The sequence below is a fragment of the Nocardioides marmotae genome, assembly GCF_013177455.1.
In the GTDB taxonomy this organism is placed as follows: Bacteria; Actinomycetota; Actinomycetes; order Propionibacteriales; family Nocardioidaceae; genus Nocardioides; species Nocardioides marmotae.
Map to the genome: position 1 here is coordinate 980,770 of NZ_CP053660.1, position 20,820 is coordinate 1,001,589.

At 72.3% G+C, this 20,820-nt stretch carries 21 protein-coding genes; 14 read left to right on the forward strand and 7 right to left on the reverse strand.

Features of this window, described 5'->3' with window-relative positions; translation table 11 throughout:
• The first annotated feature begins 8 nt into the window (after nucleotides 1-8).
• The 3 genes from HPC71_RS04670 to HPC71_RS04680 all read left to right on the forward strand — a co-directional run bounded on the left by HPC71_RS04670 (nucleotide 9) and on the right by HPC71_RS04680 (nucleotide 3,041).
• Nucleotides 9-899 (forward strand): endonuclease/exonuclease/phosphatase family protein, encoded by an 891-nt coding sequence (locus HPC71_RS04670; protein ID WP_154613903.1) that lies wholly within the window; start codon nucleotides 9-11, stop codon nucleotides 897-899.
• Between the two features lie 52 nt (nucleotides 900-951).
• Nucleotides 952-1,836 (forward strand): endonuclease/exonuclease/phosphatase family protein, encoded by an 885-nt coding sequence (locus tag HPC71_RS04675; protein ID WP_154613904.1) that lies wholly within the window; start codon nucleotides 952-954, stop codon nucleotides 1,834-1,836.
• A gap of 134 nt (nucleotides 1,837-1,970) precedes the next feature.
• Complete coding sequence (locus HPC71_RS04680) at nucleotides 1,971-3,041, forward strand: endonuclease/exonuclease/phosphatase family protein (protein WP_154613905.1); 1,071 nt, start codon at nucleotides 1,971-1,973, stop codon at nucleotides 3,039-3,041.
• Between the two features lie 81 nt (nucleotides 3,042-3,122).
• Here the strand turns inward: HPC71_RS04680 and HPC71_RS04685 are convergent, their stop codons facing one another.
• Both HPC71_RS04685 and HPC71_RS04690 read right to left on the reverse strand, forming a co-directional pair.
• Nucleotides 3,123-3,755, reverse strand: coding sequence for an SAM-dependent methyltransferase (locus HPC71_RS04685; protein WP_171896187.1), 633 nt, complete (start codon nucleotides 3,753-3,755; stop codon nucleotides 3,123-3,125).
• 57 nt (nucleotides 3,756-3,812) lie between these two features.
• Nucleotides 3,813-4,199 carry a thioredoxin family protein gene (locus HPC71_RS04690; protein ID WP_154613907.1) on the reverse strand — a complete coding sequence of 129 codons (387 nt, stop codon included), beginning with the start codon at nucleotides 4,197-4,199 and terminating at the stop codon, nucleotides 3,813-3,815.
• Between the two features lie 251 nt (nucleotides 4,200-4,450).
• On the opposite strand from HPC71_RS04690, the gene HPC71_RS04695 reads away from it, so the two are divergent.
• From HPC71_RS04695 to HPC71_RS04710, 4 genes are all read left to right on the forward strand, one after another.
• Nucleotides 4,451-5,827, forward strand: a complete 1,377-nt coding sequence (locus tag HPC71_RS04695) for an ABC transporter substrate-binding protein (protein WP_154613908.1) — start codon at nucleotides 4,451-4,453, stop codon at nucleotides 5,825-5,827.
• Between the two features lie 134 nt (nucleotides 5,828-5,961).
• Nucleotides 5,962-6,924 (forward strand): carbohydrate ABC transporter permease, encoded by a 963-nt coding sequence (locus HPC71_RS04700; RefSeq protein WP_154613909.1) that lies wholly within the window; start codon nucleotides 5,962-5,964, stop codon nucleotides 6,922-6,924.
• Complete coding sequence (locus tag HPC71_RS04705; protein ID WP_154613910.1) at nucleotides 6,921-7,865, forward strand: carbohydrate ABC transporter permease; 945 nt, start codon at nucleotides 6,921-6,923, stop codon at nucleotides 7,863-7,865. Before HPC71_RS04700 ends, HPC71_RS04705 begins: the two co-directional genes overlap by 4 nt.
• Before the next feature lie 22 nt (nucleotides 7,866-7,887).
• The gene (locus tag HPC71_RS04710; RefSeq protein ID WP_154613911.1) at nucleotides 7,888-8,934 is read left to right on the forward strand and encodes a LacI family DNA-binding transcriptional regulator; all 1,047 of its coding nucleotides are present in this window, start codon (nucleotides 7,888-7,890) and stop codon (nucleotides 8,932-8,934) included.
• On the opposite strand, the gene trhA is transcribed toward HPC71_RS04710, so the two are convergent.
• Nucleotides 8,919-9,656 carry a PAQR family membrane homeostasis protein TrhA gene (trhA, locus tag HPC71_RS04715; RefSeq protein WP_253943897.1) on the reverse strand — a complete coding sequence of 246 codons (738 nt, stop codon included), beginning with the start codon at nucleotides 9,654-9,656 and terminating at the stop codon, nucleotides 8,919-8,921. The genes HPC71_RS04710 and trhA overlap by 16 nt on opposite strands.
• A gap of 92 nt (nucleotides 9,657-9,748) precedes the next feature.
• On the opposite strand from trhA, the gene HPC71_RS04720 reads away from it, so the two are divergent.
• The 3 genes from HPC71_RS04720 (at nucleotide 9,749) to HPC71_RS04730 (ending at nucleotide 13,140) form a co-directional block, all read left to right on the forward strand.
• Nucleotides 9,749-10,525: an isoprenyl transferase gene (locus tag HPC71_RS04720; RefSeq protein WP_171896189.1), complete on the forward strand. Its 777-nt coding sequence runs from the start codon at nucleotides 9,749-9,751 to the stop codon at nucleotides 10,523-10,525.
• A 279-nt stretch (nucleotides 10,526-10,804) separates the two neighbouring features.
• On the forward strand, nucleotides 10,805-12,166 hold the full coding sequence (phoH2, locus tag HPC71_RS04725; RefSeq protein ID WP_171896190.1) for an RNA 5'-3' helicase PhoH2: 1,362 nt from the start codon (nucleotides 10,805-10,807) through the stop codon (nucleotides 12,164-12,166).
• Nucleotides 12,167-12,381: 215 nt separating this feature from the next.
• On the forward strand, nucleotides 12,382-13,140 hold the full coding sequence (locus HPC71_RS04730; RefSeq protein ID WP_253943898.1) for an aggregation-promoting factor C-terminal-like domain-containing protein: 759 nt from the start codon (nucleotides 12,382-12,384) through the stop codon (nucleotides 13,138-13,140).
• A gap of 28 nt (nucleotides 13,141-13,168) precedes the next feature.
• On the opposite strand, the gene HPC71_RS04735 is transcribed toward HPC71_RS04730, so the two are convergent.
• From HPC71_RS04735 to HPC71_RS04745, 3 genes are all read right to left on the reverse strand, one after another.
• A complete protein-coding gene (locus tag HPC71_RS04735) occupies nucleotides 13,169-13,456 on the reverse strand; it encodes a hypothetical protein (RefSeq protein WP_154613912.1) in 288 nt (95 codons plus the stop codon).
• A 190-nt stretch (nucleotides 13,457-13,646) separates the two neighbouring features.
• Nucleotides 13,647-15,044 carry a class II fumarate hydratase gene (locus HPC71_RS04740; RefSeq protein WP_171896192.1) on the reverse strand — a complete coding sequence of 466 codons (1,398 nt, stop codon included), beginning with the start codon at nucleotides 15,042-15,044 and terminating at the stop codon, nucleotides 13,647-13,649.
• On the reverse strand, nucleotides 15,041-15,808 hold the full coding sequence (locus HPC71_RS04745; protein ID WP_253943899.1) for a spermine/spermidine synthase domain-containing protein: 768 nt from the start codon (nucleotides 15,806-15,808) through the stop codon (nucleotides 15,041-15,043). The genes HPC71_RS04740 and HPC71_RS04745 overlap by 4 nt, the downstream gene beginning before the upstream one ends.
• An 89-nt stretch (nucleotides 15,809-15,897) precedes the next feature.
• Here HPC71_RS04745 and HPC71_RS04750 point away from each other — a divergent pair, with 89 nt between their 5' ends.
• Nucleotides 15,898-16,098: a hypothetical protein gene (locus tag HPC71_RS04750; RefSeq protein WP_154613913.1), complete on the forward strand. Its 201-nt coding sequence runs from the start codon at nucleotides 15,898-15,900 to the stop codon at nucleotides 16,096-16,098.
• Nucleotides 16,099-16,177: 79 nt separating this feature from the next.
• On the opposite strand, the gene HPC71_RS04755 is transcribed toward HPC71_RS04750, so the two are convergent.
• Nucleotides 16,178-17,866 (reverse strand): fumarate hydratase, encoded by a 1,689-nt coding sequence (locus HPC71_RS04755; RefSeq protein ID WP_171896194.1) that lies wholly within the window; start codon nucleotides 17,864-17,866, stop codon nucleotides 16,178-16,180.
• A 150-nt stretch (nucleotides 17,867-18,016) separates the two neighbouring features.
• Between HPC71_RS04755 and HPC71_RS04760 the strand changes: the two genes are divergently transcribed.
• The 3 genes from HPC71_RS04760 (at nucleotide 18,017) to HPC71_RS04770 (ending at nucleotide 20,819) form a co-directional block, all read left to right on the forward strand.
• Entirely contained in the window at nucleotides 18,017-19,135 is a 1,119-nt protein-coding gene (locus tag HPC71_RS04760; RefSeq protein WP_216656547.1) for an ABC transporter substrate-binding protein, read from the forward strand.
• A 137-nt stretch (nucleotides 19,136-19,272) separates the two neighbouring features.
• Nucleotides 19,273-20,043: an ABC transporter permease gene (locus tag HPC71_RS04765; protein ID WP_216656548.1), complete on the forward strand. Its 771-nt coding sequence runs from the start codon at nucleotides 19,273-19,275 to the stop codon at nucleotides 20,041-20,043.
• Entirely contained in the window at nucleotides 20,040-20,819 is a 780-nt protein-coding gene (locus HPC71_RS04770; RefSeq protein WP_216656549.1) for an ABC transporter permease, read from the forward strand. The genes HPC71_RS04765 and HPC71_RS04770 overlap by 4 nt, the downstream gene beginning before the upstream one ends.
• Nucleotide 20,820: the final 1 nt, after the last annotated feature.

The following is a 20,820-nucleotide window of genomic DNA, read 5'->3' on the forward strand; positions in this document are numbered from 1 at the left end:
GTCGCCCGGTGCCCCCCACCACGCCCGCGCTTGGCCGCCGGGTCGCCGGCCTCCTGGCCGCGGTCCTGCTCCCCGTCCTGCTCCTGGCCCTGACCCCGCTCGCGGGGCCGGCCGGGGCGGCCGCTGCCGCTAGCGGAGCCCCGGTGACCCGGCCGACGAGCCCCTCCTTCGAGGTCGCGTCCTTCAACCAGCTCGGCAGCCAGCACACCCGCGGCAAGGGCGGCTGGGGCCCGGGCCGGGTCCGGGCCGCGATCACCGCCGGCCTCATCGAGCGCAAGGGGATCGACGTCGTCGGCCTCCAGGAGGTGCAGGCCGACCAGCTCGCGGTGCTGCGCCGCGAGCTCGAGGGGTACACCGTGTGGCCGGGGACGGCGCTCGGCGGCGGCGGGGTGCGCCTCCAGATCGCGTGGAAGTCCTGGATGTTCCGGCTGCTCGACCACGGCAGCATCCAGGCCCCGTTCGACCGCCAGGTCCGCCCCGTGCCGTGGGTGCTGCTCGAGCACCGGGCCACCGGCCGCAAGCTCTACGTGGTCGACCACCACAACAGCCCGCGGGGGCTGGAGGCCGAGCGGGACGCCGCCACCCGCAAGGTCGTGCGCCTGGTCCGCGAGCTGCGGGCCACCGGCCGCGCCGTCCTCGTCGTCGGCGACATGAACGAGCACACCGAGACGTTCTGCCGGATCGTCGGCGGCACCGACCTGGTCGCGCCGAACGGCGGATCCGCGTCGTCGCCCCGGTCGTGCACGCCCCCGGCGGGCCGCCTGCCGATCGACTGGATCTTCGGCGGCGGGCCGATGACCTTCTCCCGCTACGGCCTCTTCGAGGGCACCGCGGTGCGGCTGGCCAGCGACCACCCGCTGGTGCGCGCGACGGTCACGATGCGGCCCCGCCGCCGCTGATCGGCCCCACTGGGACTTGCTGGTCTGGACCGGTTCTGTCTACCGTCCCTGGATGCTTCGAGCACATACCCCCACCGGCATCCGAGGCCTCCCCGTCGCGGCCGCCCTGGCGCTGCTCCTCGCCGCGAGCCTCCTCGTGGGTGCGCCGGCCCGCGCGGCGACCGAGCCATCGAGCCGGCCGGGCGGCAAGCCGACCGGCTTCGGGTTCAAGATCGGCACCTTCAACGTGCTCGGCAGCCAGCACACCCGGGGTCGCGGCGGGTACGCCCCGGGGACCCAGCGGGCTCGCTGGACCGCCGGCGCGATCACCCAGCGCGGCATCGACGTCATCGGCCTGCAGGAGGTCCAGCGCGACCAGCTCCGGGTGCTGCGCAACCGGATGCCCGGCTACCGGATCTGGCCCGGCACCGCGCTGGGCAACCAGGGCGTGCGGCTCCAGATCGCGTTCCGCAAGAAGCAGTTCCGCCTCGTCGGCCACGGCCACGTGATGACCCGCTTCCACCGCCAGACCCGCCCGATCCCGTGGGTCGAGCTCCGCGACCGGCGTACCGACCGGCGCTTCTTCGTCGTCGACGTCCACAACTCGCCCAAGGGCCTGGAGCGGGAGCGGGACTCCGCGACCGCCAAGCAGGTCCGGCTCGTGCAGCGGCTGCGCCGCAAGGGCGCCCCGGTCTTCGTGACCGCCGACGCCAACGAGAAGCGCGAGTTCTACTGCAAGATGACCTCCCGGACCGACCTGCGCGCCGCGAACGGCGGCAAGCCCCGGGCCCGCGGCTGCCAGCCGCCCCGCCGCCGCCTGCGCATCGACTGGGTCCTCGGCGGCAAGAAGGTGGTCTTCTCCCACTACCGCGAGGACCGCGGCCCGCGGGTGCGCCGCTCCAGCGACCACGAGCTCGTCCACGCCCGGGTCCGGGTCAAGCCGCTGCGCCGTCGCTGAGCCAGCGTGACGCCGCCGGTGACCCGGGCGGGTGAGCGCGGGCGGGTGAGCGCGGGCGGGACCGAGGTCACAGCCGGCGAGGGGGCGGGACGGAGGATGGCGGGCAGGGCCGTCGCGGCCGCTAGGCTGCACGGGTGCGCCGCCGTTCCACCTCCCTCGTGACCCTGGGGGTGGCTGTGCTCCTGACCGGCCTCGCGGTCGTGGCCGGGCTCGGCCTGGCCCCGCGCGAGGTGCGCGTGCCGATCGCGGTCGGCGCCCCGACCGAGGTCTCCGGTGCCCGGGTCAGCGGCCGCACCGACCAGGAGGCCTCGCGCTCCGCGGACCGCGAGCCCGAGGCGTCCCGCTCCCGCGTGGAGGGCGCCTCGCTGCTGATCCCGCCGCGGCCGCCGGCCTACCGCCTCCACCGCGCCGGCGCCCCGCTCGAGCGGGCGCCCCGCGCCCCGGCCGCCGGCCGCGCCGCGACCGCCGAGGCCGCCCCCGGTGCGCCGTTCACCTTCCAGGTCGGCACCCTCAACGTGCAGGGCAGCCAGCACCGGGCGAACGGCACCGGTCGCGCCGCCCTCCACGCGAGCACGGTCCTGGGTCGCGGCGTCGACCTGGTCGGCCTCCAGGAGGTCCAGGACGACCAGCTCGCGGTGCTCCAGGCCCGGCTGCCCGGCTGGACGATCTGGCCCGGGCGTGCGCTCGGCAACCAGGGCGTCCGCCTCCAGATCGGCTGGCGCAACGACCTCTTCGAGCTCGCCGACACCGGCAGCATCATCACGACCTTCGACCACCAGCAGCGCCCGATCCCCTACGTCCTGCTGCGCGAGCGCGCCACGGGCGGGGAGTTCTGGGTGATCGACCTGCACAACTCCCCGCGCGACCAGGAGGCCGACCGCGACGCGGCCACCGGTGCCCAGATCGCGCTGGTCCAGCGGCTCCAGGCGACCGGCCGCCCGGTGCTGCTGATGGGCGACACCAACGAGAAGACCGAGTTCGGGTGCCGGGTCTCCGCCGCGACCGGGATGGTCGGCTCCAACGGCGCGACGCCGAGCGCGTGCGTCGGCGCCGGCCCGATCAAGATCGACAAGATCATGGGCGTCGGGGGAGTGGTCTTCGGCGGCCACGTCGTCGACTACGGCGCGCCCGTCCGGGCCGCCACCGACCACGCCTTCGTGCGCGCGACGGTCACCATCACCCCCGCGGCCATCCCCACCGACTGATCTCACCGACTGATCCCGCCGGCTGATCCCGCCGGCTGATCCCACCGGCTGATCCAGGGCCCCGTGGGCCGGCGCCCCGGGTCAGCCCGCGGCCCGGTGCACCCGGACCACGCAGTCCCAGGCGGTCCGCGCGGGGGCGTCGTCCGCGCCGTGCCCGGGCTCGACCCGACGCCCGGCCCGCCCGGCGTGCTCGACCTCGTGGGGGAGGCCGGTCAGGTCGCCGAGCACGTCCTCGGCGCTCATCAGGACCTCGGGGTCCTGCGGGCCACCCACCCCCTCGGTGAGGTTGGTGCGGTCGTGGGCGACCACCAGCAGCGCGCCGCCGGGAGCCAGGGCGTCGTACGCCCCGCGCACGGCCGCCCGCCGCTGCGCTGGCGGCAGCTGGAGGTAGGCCAGCAGCGCGAGGTCGTAGGTCGTGCCGGCCGGCGGCCGCCACGTCGTGGCGTCGGCGCGGACCCAGGTGATCGCGTCGGCGAGCCCGGAGCCCTCCGCGACCTGCCGGCCCTTGTCGAGCGCGACGGCGGAGAAGTCCAGGGCCGTCACCCGCCACCCGCGGCGGGCCAGCCACAGCGCGTGGCGGCCCTCGCCCGCGGCGAGGTCGAGGGCGCGGCCGGCGGGCAGGCCGGAGCACTCCGCCTCGACGAAGACGTTGGGCCCGGCCGACCAGACGAGGTCGCTGGCGGCGTACCGCTCGTCCCAGGCCTCGGCGTCCACCCCTCGATCCAAGCACGCGCCCCGGCGGTTCGGGTGCCGGCCGGGGTCAGGGGGGCGTCAGGAGGCGGCGCCGTCCTGGCTGCCCTGGCCGGCCGCGGCGGCCTGCCGGCGTACGTCGTCCATGTCCAGCTCGCGCACGGCGCTGATCAGCTGCTCGAGCCCCTGGGGCGGGAGCGCGCCGGGCTGGGCGTAGACGAGGATCCCCTCGCGGAAGGCCATCAGCGTGGGGATCGAGGTGATCCGCGCGGCCGCGGCCAGGTCCTGCTGCGCCTCGGTGTCGACCGAGCCGAAGGTGATGTCGGTGTGCTGCTCGGAGGCGGCCTCGTAGGTGGGGGCGAACTGCCGGCACGGCCCGCACCAGCTCGCCCAGAAGTCGACGAGCAGGATGTCGTTGTCCGCGACGTTCTGCTCGAAGTTCGCAGCGGTCAGCTCGATGGTCGCCATGGCTCCACGGTACGTCGCCGCGGGTGAGGCGCGGAGCGCGGTGGTGGGCGGTCCCCGCACCGATGCTGGTCCAGACCAGTGGAAGCGTTTCCACCCGGGTCTCCGCGGGATCACGCCTGCGTTACGGAATCGTGACTCACGGCCGCGCGAGTGACCTTGACCACGGAGTGTGCAAGCGCTTGCATCAGCCCAGAACGGCGGCCGCGTGTCCGACGCAGCGGCCGACCACAGGGACTAGATAGGGAGAACGCATGCGGTCACTCAAGAGATCAGGCCTCGCAGGGGCGGCCGTCCTGCTCGCCGCCAGCGCGGCGCTGGCCGGCTGCGCCGACGACAGCGACGGCGGTGGCGCGGCCGGGGGCACGGCTCCCGGCGACGGCAAGGCGGAGTGCGAGGGGATGACCGAGTGGGGTGACCTCAGCGGCCGCGACGTGACGGTCTACACCTCGATCGTCGCCCCCGAGGACCAGCCCCACATCGACTCCTGGAAGGTCTTCGAGGACTGCACCGGGGCCGACGTGAAGTACGAGGGCTCCAAGGAGTTCGAGGCCCAGCTCCAGGTGCGCGTGCAGGCCGGCAACCCGCCGGACATCGCCTACATCCCGCAGCCGGGTCTGCTCAAGACCCTCGTCGGCACCGGCAAGGTCGTCGAGGCGCCCGAGGGTGCCGCCAAGAACGTCGATGAGTTCTTCGGCGAGGACTGGAAGGCCTACGGCACGGTCGATGACAAGTTCTACGCCGCGCCGCTCGGCGGCAACGTGAAGTCCTTCGTCTGGTACTCCCCGCAGATGTTCGCCGACAACGGCTGGGAGGTCCCGGAGACCTGGGACGACATGATCGCCCTCTCCGACCAGATCGCGAAGGCCGGCGACATCAAGCCCTGGTGCGCGGGCATCGAGTCCGGCGAGGCCACCGGCTGGCCGGCCACCGACTGGCTCGAGGACGTCCTGCTCCGCACCGGCGGGCCCGACGTCTACGACCAGTGGGTCAACCACGAGATCCCCTTCAACGACCCCGCGGTCGTCGAGGGCCTCGACACCGTCGGCGAGATCCTCAAGAACGAGGACTACGTCAACGGCGGCATCGGCGACGTGAAGTCGATCGCGACCACCCCCTTCCAGGAGGGTGGCCTGCCGATCCTCGACGGCGAGTGCGCCATGCACCGCATGGCGAGCTTCTACGCCGCGAACTGGCCCGAGGGCACCAACATCGCCGAGGACGGCGACGTCTTCGCCTTCTACCTGCCCGCCATCGGCGACGAGGCCGGCACCCCGGTCCTCGGCGGCGGCGAGTTCGTCGCGGCGTTCTCCGACGAGCCCGAGGTGCAGGCCTTCCAGACATTCCTGGCCAGCGACACCTGGGCCAACGAGAAGGCCAAGGCCACCCCGGGCGGCGGCTGGGTCAGCGCCAACACCGGCCTGGAGATCTCCAACCTCACCAGCCCGATCGACCAGCTGTCGGCGGAGATCTTCCAGGACCCCGAGGCGGTCTTCCGCTTCGACGGCTCCGACCAGATGCCCGGTGCCGTCGGCGCCGGCTCCTTCTGGACCGAGATGACCGCCTGGCTCGCCCAGGACCAGAGCAGCAAGGACTCCCTGACCAAGATCGAGGAGTCCTGGGAGGACTGACCTCCCCGAGTGACGCAACCCTCCCGGTCGGCCGCGGCCGGCCGGGAGGGTCTCGTCGTCACCGGCGCCCCGCCCCGTCGTACGTCGTCCGGCCGCTGTGCCCCGAGCCCGGCCCGAGCCCTCCGGAGTGCCCCATGTCCACCGGTGAGAAGTTCACCCAGATGGCGATCGCGGTCGCGGTGTTCTTCGCCGTGGTCGCGCTGATCCTCCTGGTCACCCAGCGGCTCCGGTCGCGGCGCGGCGAGCTCGTCCAGTCGGCGGCCTTCGTGCTGCCGGCGGTCGCGCTGATCGCGCTCGGCCTGCTCTACCCGGCCATCACCAGCATCTACCAGTCCTTCCGGGACAACACCGGCAGCGCGTTCGTCGGGCTGGAGAACTACCAGCGGATCTTCACCGACTCCGACCAGGTGCGCGTGCTGCTCAACACCGCCGCCTGGGTCATCCTCGTGCCGCTCGTCTCCACCCTGGTCGGGCTGGTCTACGCCGTCCTCGTCGACAACTCCCGGTTCGAGAAGGTCGCCAAGGCGCTGATCTTCCTGCCGATGGCGATCTCCCTGGTGGGCGCCTCGATCATCTGGAAGTTCGTCTACGACTACCGCGACAGCAGCCGCGGCCAGATCGGCCTGGCCAACCAGCTGCTCAACTGGCTCGGCCTCGACTCCTACCGGTTCCTGCTCACCGAGCCGTGGAACACCGTCTTCCTCATCGTCATCCTGATCTGGGTCCAGGCCGGCTTCGCGATGACGATCCTCTCGGCCTCGATCAAGGCGATCCCCGACGACATCATCGAGGCGGCCCGCCTCGACGGCGTGGGCGGGCTGAAGATGTTCCGGTACATCACCGTGCCGAGCATCCGGCCCTCGCTCATCGTCGTGCTCACCACCATCAGCATCACCACGCTCAAGGCCTTCGACATCGTCCGCACCACCACCGGCGGCAACTACGACACGAGCGTGCTGGCCTACCAGTTCTACGTGGAGTACTTCCGCTCCTACGACCAGGGCACGGCCACCGCGATCGCCGTCCTGATCTTCCTGCTGGTCTTGCCGATCGTGATCTACAACGTCCGTCAGATGCGCAAGCTGGAGGCACGATGACCGTCATCCCGGAGGAGAGGGGCGTCGAGGTCGTCGTCGCCCAGCAGCAGGAGTCGGTCGCCGCGACCGCCAAGCGCGGGCTGAGCTCCCCGTGGGCCTCGCTGGCCGCCGTCGTCATCGCCGTGGTCTGGACGATCCCGACCTTCGGGCTCCTGGTCACCTCGTTCCGTCCCGACTCCGAGATCACGCGCAGCGGCTGGTGGACGGCGTTGTGGAACTGGGACTTCACCCTCGACAACTACGACGAGGTGCTCAACGGCTCGACGACCAACCTGGCGACGTACTTCGTCAACTCGGTCGTCATCACGATCCCCTCGGTGCTGATCCCGATCAGCATCGCGACGATGGCGGCCTACGCCTTCGCGTGGATGCGGTTCCCCGGGCGCGACTTCCTGTTCGTGGCGATCTTCGCCCTGCAGATCGTGCCGATCCAGGTCACGATGATCCCGCTGCTCAAGCTCTACGTGCAGCCGCCGTTCAACCTGATGCCGCTGGCGGGCTCCGACGCCCCCGGCGGCGGGCTCTACACGATCTGGCTCTCGCACTCGATCTTCGCGCTGCCGCTGGCGATCTACCTGCTGCACAACTTCATGAAGCAGATCCCCGGCGAGCTCATCGAGTCCGCCCGGGTCGACGGCGCCGGCCACGTGCAGATCTTCACGCGGATCATGCTGCCGCTCATGGCGCCGGCGATCGCGGCGTTCGGCATCTTCCAGTTCCTCTGGGTCTGGAACGACCTGCTCGTCGCGCTGGTCTTCGGCTCCAACCCCGAGATCGCGCCGCTGACGGTGCGCCTCGCGGAGCTCTCGGGCACGCGCGGCCAGGACTGGTACCTGCTCTCGGCGGGCGCGTTCGTCTCGCTCGTGGTGCCGCTGATCGTCTTCCTCGCCCTGCAGCGCTACTTCGTCCGCGGCCTGCTGGCCGGAAGCGTCAAGGGGTGACCGGCCCGCGGGTGGGGGCCCGATGACCAGCATCGACGACCTCGCCCGCGAGGTCGGGGTCTCCACCGCGACCGTCTCCCGCGCCCTGCGCGGCCTGCCGCGGGTCTCCGCCGCGACGCGCAGTCGCGTGGAGGAGGCGGCGGTGCGGCTGGGCTACGTGCCCAGCGCCAGCGCCAGCGGGCTCGCGACGGGCCGCACGCGCACCGTCGCGGTCGTGGTGCCGTTCGTGACGCGGTGGTTCTTCGGGACCGTCGTCCACGGCGCCGAGCAGGTGCTGCGCGAGCGCGGCTACGACCTGCTGCTCTACAACCTCGCCGGCGACCCCGCCGCCCGGCACCGGGTCTTCGGCACGGGCCTGCTCACCAAGCGCGCGGACGCCGTGCTCGTGCTCGGCCTGACCCCCACTCCCGACGAGGTGCTCCTGCTGCACCGCGGCGGCCGGCCGGTCGGCCTGGTCGGCGCCTCGGTGGAGGGCTGGCCGAGCGTGCGGATCGACGACCGCGCCGCGGCCCGCTCGGCCGTGCAGCACCTGCTCGACCTCGGTCACCGCCGGATCGGGTACGTCGGCGGGCTGGGCGAGAGCCCGGTCGACTCGGCCGTCCCGACCAGCCGCCGCGACGGGTACCGCGCCACACTGGCCGACGCCGGGCTCGAGGCCGACCCCGCGCTGGAGGTCGACGGGATGTTCACGATGACCGGCGGCCTGGCCGCGGGCCGGCACCTGCTGGCGTCCCCGTCACGCCCGACCGCTGTCTTCGCCGCCTCCGACGAGATGGCGATCGGCGTGCTGCGCGCGGCGCGCGAGGCCGGGCTCGCGGTCCCCGGCGACCTGTCGGTCATCGGCATCGACGACCACGAGGCGGCGCCGTTCTTCGACCTCTCCACCGTGCGACAGCAGGTCGACGAGCAGGGCCGCACGGCCGCCCGCCAGGTGCTCGCCCGGCTCGGGGAGGCCCCGGCGGACGGTCCCGCGGAGGTCCCGACGGAGGTGGTGCTGCCGACCGAGCTGGTGCTGCGGGCGACCACCGCGCCACCGGCCCGGCGGCGTACGCCTCAGCGCAGCGAGTAGGTCGCCAGCGAGACGCCGACGTAGTGCGCGGCGAAGGCCAGGACCGTGAAGGTGTGGAAGACCTCGTGGAAGCCGAACCAGTGCGGCCACGGGTCCGGCCGCTGGAAGCCGTAGACGACGCCGCCGAGCGTGTAGAGCATCCCACCGGCCACGATCATCCCGAACGTCGTGACGCCGATGCCCATGCCGAGCTCGAGCGCGCCGTCGAGCAGGCCCGGGATGAAGAACACCGCGGCCCAGCCGAGCGCGATGTAGATCGGCACGTAGAGCCAGCGTGGGGCGTCGGTCCAGAAGACTCGGAAGCCGACGCCGAGCAGCGCCCCCGACCACACCACCGACAGCAGCGTGGCCCGCTGCCCGCCCTCGAGGAGCATGAGCGCGAACGGGGTGTAGGAGCCGGCGATGAGCAGGAAGATGTTGGAGTGGTCGAAGCGGCGCAGGAACGCCCACGTCCGCGGCGACCAGGTGCCGGTGTGGTAGATCGCCGAGACGGTGAACAGCAGCAGCCCGGTCCCGCAGAAGACCGCCGAGCCGACTCGCGTCGTGGCGTCGGGGGAGAGGGCGACCAGCACGATCCCGGCCACCAGGGTGAGCGGCGCGCTCGCCAGGTGCAGCCAGCCGCGGAGCTTGGGCTTGATCTCGGCGATGGTGTCGTGGAAGGAGTCGCCGAGGTGCTCGAGGCGGTTCTCGAGCCCGGCGCGCACGTCGTCGGTCCGGCTCACGAGTCGACGGTACCGACCGCGCCGGCCGAACGCTCCGGTGGCGGGGTGTGACGCTGTACGTCACGGTGGCGGGGCGGCGTACCCTGCTCTGCGTGGCGGACTGGAAGCGTGGCCTGCGGCGGGTGCTCTACCCGGCCTACGAGGCTCGGATGCTCCGCCGGCTGTCGACCGAGCAGCTGCCCAAGCACGTGGGCGTGATGCTCGACGGCAACCGCCGCTGGGCCCGGGCCGTGGGCCGCGACACCGCGCACGGGCACCGGGCGGGCGCCGCCAACATCGAGCCCCTGCTCGGCTGGTGCGACGAGGTCGGCATCGAGGTGGTCACCTTGTGGCTGCTCTCCACCGACAACCTCAACCGCCCGGCCGCGGAGCTCGCCCCGCTGCTGGAGATCATCGAGGAGGCCGTCGCCAGCCTGGCCGCCCAGCGGCGTTGGCGCCTCCACCCGGTCGGTGCGCTGGACCTGCTGCCGGCCCGCACCGCCGAGCGGCTCAAGGCCGCGGCCGAGGCGACCCGCGACGTCGACGGGATGCTGGTCAACATCGCGGTCGGGTACGGCGGTCGCCGCGAGATCGCCGACGCGGTCCGCTCGCTGCTCCAGGAGCACGCCGAGCGCGGCACCAGCCTCGAGGAGCTCGCCGAGCAGCTCGACGTCGAGCACATCGCCGACCACCTCTACACCAAGGGCCAGCCCGACCCGGACCTGGTCATCCGCACCTCGGGGGAGCAGCGGCTCGGCGGCTTCCTGCTGTGGCAGAGCGCGAAGTCGGAGTTCTACTTCTGCGAGGCCTATTGGCCCGACTTCCGCCGCGTCGACTTCCTCCGCGCCATCCGGGCCTACGCCCAGCGGGAGCGCCGCTTCGGCGCATGACCCCCGATCGCTGAGAAGTTTCGCGATGTTCACGCACGCGTCGGGGCGTGTCGCGGCCGGGGGAGCGGCACGCGGCGTACTTTCCGAGGCAGCGGGCGGTGGGGAAGCCACCCGCGTCGGGAGGTCGGCTCGTGAGCGATCACGACTGCAGCGCAGGGCAGGTCGCCACCTGTCGCGCGCGAGGGGGCCGGCACTCCGGCCTGCCGGCCCGGTCCCGGTCCACCGTGTGAGCCAGGACCGGGGCGTCGAGTGCGCGTGCCGGTCCGTGAGGGGTGAACCGTGGCGACCACGGCCAAGCAGACCCGGACCACCAGCAGCACCCGCACCAGCGCCCGTCCGGCGCCCTCCGCCCGGACCTACGTCCTCGACACCAGCGTCCTGCTGGCCGACCCCGGCGCGATCCGCCGGTTCGCCGAGCACGAGGTCGTCCTGCCGGTGGTCGTGATCACCGAGCTCGAGGGCAAGCGGCACCACCCGGAGCTGGGCTTCTTCGCCCGCAGCGCCCTCCGGATGCTCGACGAGCTGCGGATCACCCACGGCCGCCTCGACGAGCCGGTGCCGGTCGGGGACGAGGGCGGGACGGTGCGGGTCGAGCTCAACCACACCGACCCCACCTCGCTGCCCTCCGGCTTCCGGCTCGGCGACAGCGACACCCGGATCCTGGCCGTCGCCACGAACCTCGCCGCCGAGGGCCACGCGGTCACCCTGGTCTCCAAGGACCTCCCGCTGCGGATCAAGGCCTCCGCGGTCGGCCTCGGCGCCGAGGAGTACCGCGCGGAGGCGGTCAGCGACTCCGACACCGGCTACTCCGGGATGGCCGAGCTGGAGGTCACCGCCGGCGAGCTCGACGAGCTGTACGACGACGCCGTGCTCGACCTGGTCGAGGCCCGCGACCTGCCCTGCCACCAGGGCCTGGTGCTGCTCTCCGACCGCGGCACCGCGCTCGGGCGGGTCGGCCCCGACAAGCGGGTCCACCTCGTCCGCGGCGACCGCGAGGCGTTCGGCATCCACGGCCGCTCCGCCGAGCAGCGGATCGCGCTGGAGCTGCTGCTCGACCCCGAGGTCGGCATCGTCTCCCTCGGCGGGCGGGCCGGCACCGGCAAGTCCGCGATGGCGCTGTGCGCCGGCCTGGAGGCGGTCCTCGAGCGCGGCCAGCACAAGAAGGTCGTGGTCTTCCGGCCGCTGTTCGCCGTCGGCGGTCAGGAGCTGGGCTACCTGCCCGGCTCGGAGGCCGAGAAGATGGGCCCCTGGGCCCAGGCGGTCTTCGACACCCTCGGCGCGATGACCTCGAAGGAGGTCATCGAGGAGGTCCTCGACCGCGGGATGCTCGAGGTGCTGCCGCTGACCCACATCCGCGGCCGGTCCCTCCACGACGCGTTCGTCATCGTCGACGAGGCCCAGTCGCTGGAGCGCAACGTGCTGCTGACGGTGCTCTCGCGGATCGGCGCGAACTCCAAGGTCGTCCTCACCCACGACGTGGCCCAGCGCGACAACCTCCGGGTGGGCCGGCACGACGGCGTCGTGGCGGTGATCGAGAAGCTCAAGGGCCACCCGCTGTTCGCCCACGTGACCCTCACCCGCTCCGAGCGCTCGCCGATCGCGGCGCTGGTGACCGAGATGCTGGAGAACGTCACGCTGTAGCCATCGGTCAGGGGCATCGGATAGGGGATCGGCCAGGGCATCGGATAGGGGATCGGATAGGTCATCGGTCACGTCCGGTCTGGACCACTGGGGCCGGCGGGGCGGGTGTGGCTCGTGTGCCACCCGCCCCGCCGGATCGCGGAATCCGCCGGCGGGCCGCTTTTGCGGGGCCCATGGGTCTCGGGCAAGGTGGCCCGGGTCAGTTGCCTCTACCCGTGGGTGTCCCTCTCTTGTCCAAGCACGTCAAGCACGTCCCGAAGCACCGCGGCTCCGCCGAGCCCCGGCTCTCCCGGGCCCCCCGACAGGCCCTGCGCACCACCGCACTGCTCTCCGGCGTCGCCGTCGCCACGACCGGCGCGGCCATCGCCAGCGGCGTCGTCCACGAGCCGCCCGCCGTCAGCGCCACGGTCACCGCCGCAACCGGCGACGTGGCCTCGGTGGCCGACGCCCGGCTGACCGGGGCGACCACCACCGACGTCCGCACCGACCCGGCCGACCGCACCGACGCGGCGGACTCGGCCGATCGGGGCGGCCTGGGCGACCTGGGCGACCGCGCCGAGCCCGCGAGCCGGTCCTCGGACCGGCGCGAGCAGGCCGACCCGGCCAAGCAGGCGACCCTCACCCAGGGCATGGGCCGCGGGGCCACCCAGGCGATCACCCGCTCCCAGGACCTCTCCGAGGCCGACCCCCGCGACATCGCGCGGGCGATGCTGCCCGAGTTCGGCTTCGGCGCCGACCAGTTCTCCTGCCTGGACTCGCTGTGGGTCAGCGAGAGCGACTGGCGCATCGACGCCGACAACCCCACCTCCTCGGCGTACGGCATCCCGCAGGCGCTCACCCAGCTGCACGACCTGCCGGCCGACTACATGACCTCCGCGGCCTCGCAGATCCGGTGGGGCCTGGGCTACATCCGCGACGCCTACGGGTCGCCGTGCAACGCCTGGTCCTTCAAGCAGGGCCACAACTGGTACTGACCGCTGTGGCGGTCGTCCTGGCGGCCGGTCAGTAGCCGGGCGGCGAGGGCGCTGCGGTGCGCGACCCGGTGTTCACCGCGATGTCGGCGAGCATCCGCAGCGTCTGCTCGAACCACCCGAAGAGCACCCACATGAGCAGGGCGCACAGGCTCGAGCCGACCAGCACCATGAGCCCGACGAGGACGCCCGACACCTCGCCGCTGAGGAGCCCACCGAGGACCCCGAAGGCCCCCAGGAGCGCGAACCCTGCGACGGCGACCCACTTGACGGTCCCGATGGTGGTCGCGACCAGGTTGGCTGCTGCTGGATTGTTCACTCTCGTCCCCCGGAACGGTGTCGTGGCCCGGCCGCGCCTGGGCCGGTTCCCGCGGCACGCTAGGGGACGAACGCGGGGCTTGTTCGCGGTTCCCGGTCTGGCCGCGTATCTCGGGCCGAGAGCAATGGTCTCGTGATGCCCAGCGTGCGCCCTGGCGCACGCTCGGCATCACGAGCGCCGGTGGAGGCGCTCAGGGGTGGGTCATCGACTCCACGTCGAGCGCCTCGTCCAGCTGCTCCTCGGTGAGCTCGCCGCGCTCGACGAACCCCATCCGCAGGACCGTCTCGCGGATGGTCGCGCCGTCGGCGAGGGCCTGCTTGGCGATTTTCGCGGCGGACTCGTAGCCGATGTGCTTGTTCAGCGGCGTCACGACCGACGGCGAGGACTCCGCGTACTGCCGCATCCGGTCGGCGTCGGCGGTGATCCCGTCGACGCAGCGCTGCGCGAGCACGGTGGAGGACGTCGCCAGCAGCCGCACCGACTCCAGCACGTTGCGCGCCATCACCGGCATCGCGACGTTGAGCTCGAAGCTGCCGCTCGCGCCGGCGAACCCGACGGCCGCGTCGTTGCCGATCACCTGGGCGCACACCATGAGCGTCGCCTCGGGCAGGACCGGGTTGACCTTGCCGGGCATGATGCTCGACCCCGGCTGGAGGTCGGGCAGGTGGATCTCGGCCAGCCCGGTCGTCGGGCCCGAGGACATCCAGCGCAGGTCGTTGCAGATCTTGGTCAGGCCGACCGCGATCGTCCGCAGGACCCCGGAGAGCTCGACGAGGGAGTCACGGGTGCCCTGGGCCTCGAAGTGGTTGCGGGCCTCGGTGAACGGCTGGCCGGTGCGCTCCGCGAGCACGTCGATGACGCGGGCGGCGAACCCGGGCGGGGTGTTGATGCCGGTGCCGACGGCGGTGCCGCCCAGCGGCAGCTCGCGGACGCGGGGGAGGACCGACTCCAGCCGCTCGGCGGCGTACCGCACGGTCGCGGCGTAGCCGGAGAACTCCTGGCCCAGCATCACCGGGGTGGCGTCCATCAGGTGCGTGCGCCCGGACTTCACCAGGCCGCCGAACTCCTCGGCCTTGGCCTCCAGGCTGCTCCCCAGCACGTCGAGCGCCGGCAGCAGCTGGTCGACGACGGCCAGTGCGGCCGCGACGTGGATCGCGGTGGGGAAGGTGTCGTTGCTGGACTGGCTGGCGTTGACGTGGTCGTTGGGGTGCACGTCGGTGCCGGCGCGGGAGGCCAGCGAGGCGATGACCTCGTTGGCGTTCATGTTCGAGCTGGTGCCCGAGCCGGTCTGGAAGACGTCGACGGGGAACTCCGCGTCGTGCCGGCCCTCGGCGACCTCGCTCGCGGCGGCCACGATCGCGTCGGCGTGCGCGGCGTCGAGGACGCCCAGCTCGCCGTTGGTCGTGGCGGCTGCTGCCTTGACCAGGCCGATCGCGTGGATCAGGGCCGGCTCGATGGGCGTGCCGGAGATCGGGAAGTTCTCGACGGCGCGTTGGGTCTGGGCCCGCCACAGGGCGTCGCGAGGCACCTGGACCTCGCCCATGCTGTCGCGCTCGGTGCGGAACTTGGGCTGCTGCTGGTCGCTCACGCGGGGCCCGGTACCCGTGCGACGTAGAGCCAATAGTGCTCCTCGCGCTCCTGGAGCCGGACCGGGTGGGGGTGCGCCTCCGCGGCGCCGAACGCCGCCGCCATCGCCGCCTCCAGCTCCGGTGCCTGCGCCGCCGACCACACCACGAGCACCCCGCCGGGCCGCAGCGCCGCGCGGGCGGTGCGCAGGAACGGCTCGCGGTAGAGCGCGGCGTTCGCGTCGTGCACGAGGAAGCCCGGGCCGTTGTCGACGTCCAGCAGCACCAGGTCGTACGACGCCGGGCGGGCCTCGGCGAGCGCGACGGCCACGTCGGCGACGACGACCTGCACCCGCTCGTCGGCGAGCAGGGCCGGGCCGTGGGGGACCGTCCCGTCCCGCATCCACCCGACGAGCGCCTCCTCGATCTCGACGACCGCGCAGCGCTCGACGCGGCTGTCGGCCAGGACCTCGTGCATGGTGAAGCCGAGCCCGAGTCCGCCCACGACGACCGCCCGCGGCCGCTCGACCTGCGCGAGCGCCGCCGTCGCCAGTGCCCGCTCGGTGCTGGTCTCGAGGGTGTCCATCACGAAGACGCCGTTGACCCGCAGCTCCAGCACGCTCGGCCCTCGCTCGGTGTGCCGCTCGCGGAGCACGACCTCGCCCCGCGGGGACTCCGCGCGGACCACGTCGACGTGCTCGTCGGGGTTCGACATCGCCGCGCGTCGCTCCTCGGCCGGTCGCTCCTCGTGCCATGCGGGCCCGGCCGGCCGCGCACGCACGCTCACCTCAGCAGACATCGTGGCACGAGCACCTGCCGGCCACCTGCTGATCCGCGCTCCATCGGGTACCGGGCGCACCGACCCGAAGGAGAATCATGAGCGAGAACAAGGACCAGTCCGAGGGCCAGGTCTCCGAGGCCGCCTCGATGGACGCCGATGCCCAGGACCAGCCGATCTCGGACGACCAGGGTGTCGCCGGCAACCCCGACCAGCCGCACGGTGCGGGCGGGGAGGGCGTCGAGGCCGGCCCCAACGCCAAGCCCCGGGCCAACGTGGAGTCGAACAGCGAGGACTGACCCTCGACCACGACCGCCAGGGCGGCGACCCCCACGGGGGTCGCCGCCCTGTTGCTGCGTCAGCGGCGGTCCTGCTGCCCTACTGCGCCGAGCGGACGCGCAGGCCCGTGAGCGGGATGGTGGTGGTGCCGGCGGGGTCGGTGAAGAAGTCGTTGCCCTGGTCGTCGACGACGATGAAGGCGGGGAAGTCCTCGACCTCGATCTTCCAGACCGCCTCCATGCCCAGCTCGGGGTACTCGATGACCTCCTGGGACTTGATGCAGTCCTGGGCGAGGCGGGCGGCGGGGCCGCCGATCGAGCCGAGGTAGAAGCCGCCGTGGGCGGCGCAGGCGTCGGTGACCACCTTGGACCGGTTGCCCTTGGCGAGCATCACCATCGAGCCGCCGGCGGCCTGGAACTGCTCGACGTAGGAGTCCATCCGGCCCGCGGTCGTGGGGCCGAAGGAGCCCGACGCCATCCCCTCGGGGGTCTTGGCCGGGCCGGCGTAGTACACCGGGTGGTCCTTGAGGTACTGCGGCATCTCCTCGCCCGCGTCGAGCCGCTCCTTGATCTTGGCGTGCGCGATGTCGCGGGCCACGACGAGCGGGCCGGTCAGCGAGAGCCGGGTCTTCACCGGGTGCTTGCGCAGCTCGGCGAGGATCTCGCTCATCGGCTGGTTCAGGTCGATCGGCACGACCTCGCCGCCGGCGATGTCCTCGGCGACGCCGGCGTCGGGCATGTACTGCGCCGGGTCGGTCTCGAGCTGCTCGAGGAAGACGCCCTCGGGGGTGATCTTGCCGAGCGCCTGGCGGTCGGCGGAGCAGGAGACCGCGATCGCGACCGGGCAGGACGCGCCGTGGCGGGGGAGGCGGACGACGCGGACGTCGTGGCAGAAGTACTTGCCGCCGAACTGCGCGCCGATCCCGAAGGACTGGGTCAGCTCGAAGACCTGCTGCTCCAGCTCGAGGTCGCGGAAGCCGTGGGCGGCCATCGAGCCCTCGGTCGGCAGGTCGTCGAGGTAGTGCGCCGAGGCGTACTTGGCGGTCTTGAGCGCGAACTCCGCCGACGTGCCGCCGATGACGACCGCGAGGTGGTACGGCGGGCAGGCGGCCGTGCCGAGCGAGCGGATCTTCTCGTCGAGGAACGACAGCATCCGCTGCGGGTTGAGGATCGCCTTGGTCTCCTGGAACAGGAACGACTTGTTGGCCGACCCGCCGCCCTTGGCCATGAAGAGGAACTTGTACTCCGGCTTCCCCGAGGTCTGGGGGGTGGAGTAGATCTCGATCTGGGCCGGCAGGTTGGTGCCGGTGTTCTTCTCCTCGTACGTCGTCAGCGGCGCGAGCTGGGAGTAGCGCAGGTTCAGCTGGGTGTAGGCGTCGTACACGCCCTGGCTGACGACCTCGCCGTCGTCGACACCGGTGATCACGCCCTCGGACTTCTTGCCCATCACGATCGCGGTGCCGGTGTCCTGGCACATCGGCAGCACGCCGCCGGCGGAGATGTTGACGTTCTTGAGCAGGTCCAGCGCCACGAAGCGGTCGTTGCCGGACGCCTCGGGGTCGTCGATGATCCGCCGCAGCTGCGCGAGGTGGGCCGGGCGCAGGTAGTGGGCGATGTCGTGCATCGCCTCGCGGGTCAGCAGCCGGATCGCCTCGGGGGAGACCTTGAGGAACGTCTGCCCGTCCACCTCGACGGTCGAGACGCCCTCGGTGGTCAGCAGCCGGTACGGCGTGCGGTCCGGGCCCAGGGGCAGCAGGTCGGAGTAGCGGAGCTCGGGAACGGTCGACACGAGCGCTCAGCGTAGACCGCCAGGGCCGTTGGTCCGACGTCGGGAGTTCATGGGCCGGTCCGGTCGGGGCCGCGGGATAGTAACGTCCACGACGGTCGTGCCCACAAGGGTGCGCGAGGCGCGACTGCGCCCCGCCTCAGGAGGTTAGACGTGAAGGTTCGTAAGTGGTTGGTCGTGCTCGCCGCGACGTCGGCGCTGGCGGCATGTGCGCCGCCGGCAGACGACGATGAGGGCGACTCCGGAAACGGCGGCACCGACGCCGCCGCCGCGACGTCCGCGGAGGACTTCGGCGGCATGGAGGGTCTCATCGAGGCCGCCCAGGAGGAGGGCGAGCTCAACGTGATCGCGCTTCCCCCGGACTGGGCGAACTACGGCGAGATCATCAAGGCGTTCGAGGAGAAGTACGACATCAAGGTGAACTCGGCCCAGCCGGACGCCGCGAGCCAGGACGAGATCAACGCGGCCAACCAGCTCAAGGGCACCGACCGCGCGCCGGACGTCTTCGACCTCAGCCAGTCGGTGGCGCTCGCCAACACCGACATGTACGCGCCCTACCAGGTCGAGACGTTCGACGAGATCCCCGAGGAGTTCAAGGACGCCGACGGCACCTGGGTCAACGACTACGGGGGCTTCATGTCGGTCGGCTACGACGCCGACGTGGTGCCGGAGATCGACTCGCTGGAGGACCTGCTCGGTCCGGAGTTCCGCGGCAAGGTCGCCCTCAACGGCGACCCGACCCAGGCCGGCGCCGCGTTCAGCGGCGTGGTCATGGCCTCGCTCGCCAACGGCGGCACGGCCGACGACATCGCCCCGGGCGTCGACTTCTTCAAGCGGCTGAAGGCGGCCGGCAACTTCCTTCCCGTCGACCCGACGCCGGCCACCATCGCCTCGGGCCAGACCCCGGTCGTCATCGACTGGGACTACCTCAACGCCGTCGAGTCCCAGAAGCTCGACAGCTGGGAGGTCTTCGTGCCGGAGGACGCCGTCGTCGCCGGCTACTACTTCCAGGCGATCAACAAGGACGCGCCGAACCCCGCGGCCGCCCGGCTCTGGCAGGAGTTCCTCTACAGCGACGAGGGCCAGAACCTCTGGCTCGCCGGCGGTGCCCGACCGGTCCGCGCCGAGGCGATGGCCGAGGCCGGCACGATCGACACCGAGCTCTACGACGCGCTGCCCGAGGTCACCGGTGACCCGGTGATCCCGACCAATGAGCAGACCGAGTCGATGGCGGCGTACCTCGCCGACAACTGGGCGAAGGCAATCGGCTGAGCACCGTAGCCCCCGTCACCGGCACGTCGGGTACGACGTCCGGTGCACCGCGGTCGGCCCGGCGCGCGAGCGTCGGGCCGGCCGTCGGCCTGCTCCCGTTCCTGGTCTACGTCGCGATCTTCCTGGTCGTCCCGACCGTGACCGTGCTCGTCGGCGCCTTCTCCGGCGAGGGCGGCGGCTTCACGCTGGACCGGATCAAGGCGCTCGGCGAGGAGACGCCGCTGCGCGCGCTGCGCGAGAGCGTCCTGCTGTCGCTGATCTCCGCGGCGATCGGCGCCGTCCTCGGTGCGGTGCTCGCCCAGCTGGTGCTCAGCGCCCCGCCGACCAGCATCACGCGCCGCGTGGTCACCTCGCTGTGCGGCGTGCTCGCGCAGTTCGGCGGCGTCACCCTGGCCTTCGCCTGGCTGGCGACCCTGGGCTTCAGCGGCCTGCTGACCGACCTGCTCGCCCGCACCATCGGCACCTCCGAGGCCGGCTTCCCGTGGCTCTATGAGCTCCCGGGGCTGGTGCTGGTCTACACCTACTTCCAGATCCCGCTCATGGTGATCGTCTTCCTCCCCGCCCTCGAGGGGCTGCGCCCGCAGTGGCGCGAGGCTGCGGTCAACCTCGGCGCCACCCCGTGGCAGTACTGGACGCGCGTGGCGATCCCGCTGCTGCGTCCGGCGTTCCTCGGCTCGGCGCTGCTGCTCTTCGCCAACGCCTTCGCCGCCTACGCCACCGCCGCCGCGCTGATCAGCCAGGGCTCGCCGATCACTCCGCTGCTGATCCGCTCGGCGCTGACCTCGGAGATCGTCCTGGGCCAGCAGGACTTCGGCTTCGCGCTCGCCCTGGAGATGGTCGTGGTCGTCGCGATCGTCATGGCGCTCTACGCCTGGCTGCTGCGACGTACGTCGAGGTGGCTGCGGTGAGCGCCGTCGTGGGCCGCACGGTCCGCTACCTGCTCCTGCTCGCGTTCGCGGCGTTCTTCCTGCTGCCGCTGGTCGCGCTGCTCGACTTCAGCATCACCGACCCGCGCACGGGGGAGCGCACCGGCACGGCGTGGGCCTCGCTGGTCGAGGACCCGACCCTGACCGAGGCGATCCGCACCTCGCTGACGCTCGCGGTGCTCACGGTCGTCGGCATGGTCGTGCTGCTCGTGCCGACGATGGTCTGGGTCCGGCTGCGGATCCCGCGCGCGACCCGCCTGGTGGAGTTCCTCTGCCTGCTGCCGCTGACGATCCCGGCGCTGGTCATCGTCGTGGGCCTCAGCAACGTCTACGCGTGGGTCGACTACCTCGTCGGCGACTCCCCGCTCACCCTGACGTTCATCTACGTCGTGCTGGTACTGCCCTACGCCTACCGCTCGGTCGACGTGGCGCTCTCGGCGATCGACTCCACCACGCTGTCCGAGGCGGCCCGCTCGCTCGGCGCGGGCTGGACCACCGTGATCATCCGGGTGATCGTGCCGAACATCTGGCCGGGCGTGCTCGGCGCGGCGTTCATCTCGATCGCGCTGGTGCTCGGGGAGTACACCGTCGCCTCGCTGCTGAACTTCGACACCCTGCCGGTGGTGCTCGTCCTGCTCCAGAAGAGCGACGCCCCGGCCTCGATGGCGGCCGCGCTCGCCTCGATCCTGTTCGCCGCCCTGCTGCTGGTCGGTCTTTCGCTCCTCGACCGCCGCCGCCCCACCTCCGGGAGGACCTGAG

Coding starts and splice junctions, on each gene's coding strand:
- HPC71_RS04675 (WP_154613904.1), top strand. CDS start 952: ATGCTTCGAGCACATACCCCCACCGGCATCCGAGGCCTCCCCGTCGCG.
- HPC71_RS04690 (WP_154613907.1), bottom strand. CDS start 4,199: ATGGCGACCATCGAGCTGACCGCTGCGAACTTCGAGCAGAACGTCGCG.
- HPC71_RS04695 (WP_154613908.1), top strand. CDS start 4,451: ATGCGGTCACTCAAGAGATCAGGCCTCGCAGGGGCGGCCGTCCTGCTC.
- HPC71_RS04700 (WP_154613909.1), top strand. CDS start 5,962: ATGTCCACCGGTGAGAAGTTCACCCAGATGGCGATCGCGGTCGCGGTG.
- HPC71_RS04705 (WP_154613910.1), top strand. CDS start 6,921: ATGACCGTCATCCCGGAGGAGAGGGGCGTCGAGGTCGTCGTCGCCCAG.
- HPC71_RS04710 (WP_154613911.1), top strand. CDS start 7,888: ATGACCAGCATCGACGACCTCGCCCGCGAGGTCGGGGTCTCCACCGCG.
- HPC71_RS04750 (WP_154613913.1), top strand. CDS start 15,898: ATGAGCGAGAACAAGGACCAGTCCGAGGGCCAGGTCTCCGAGGCCGCC.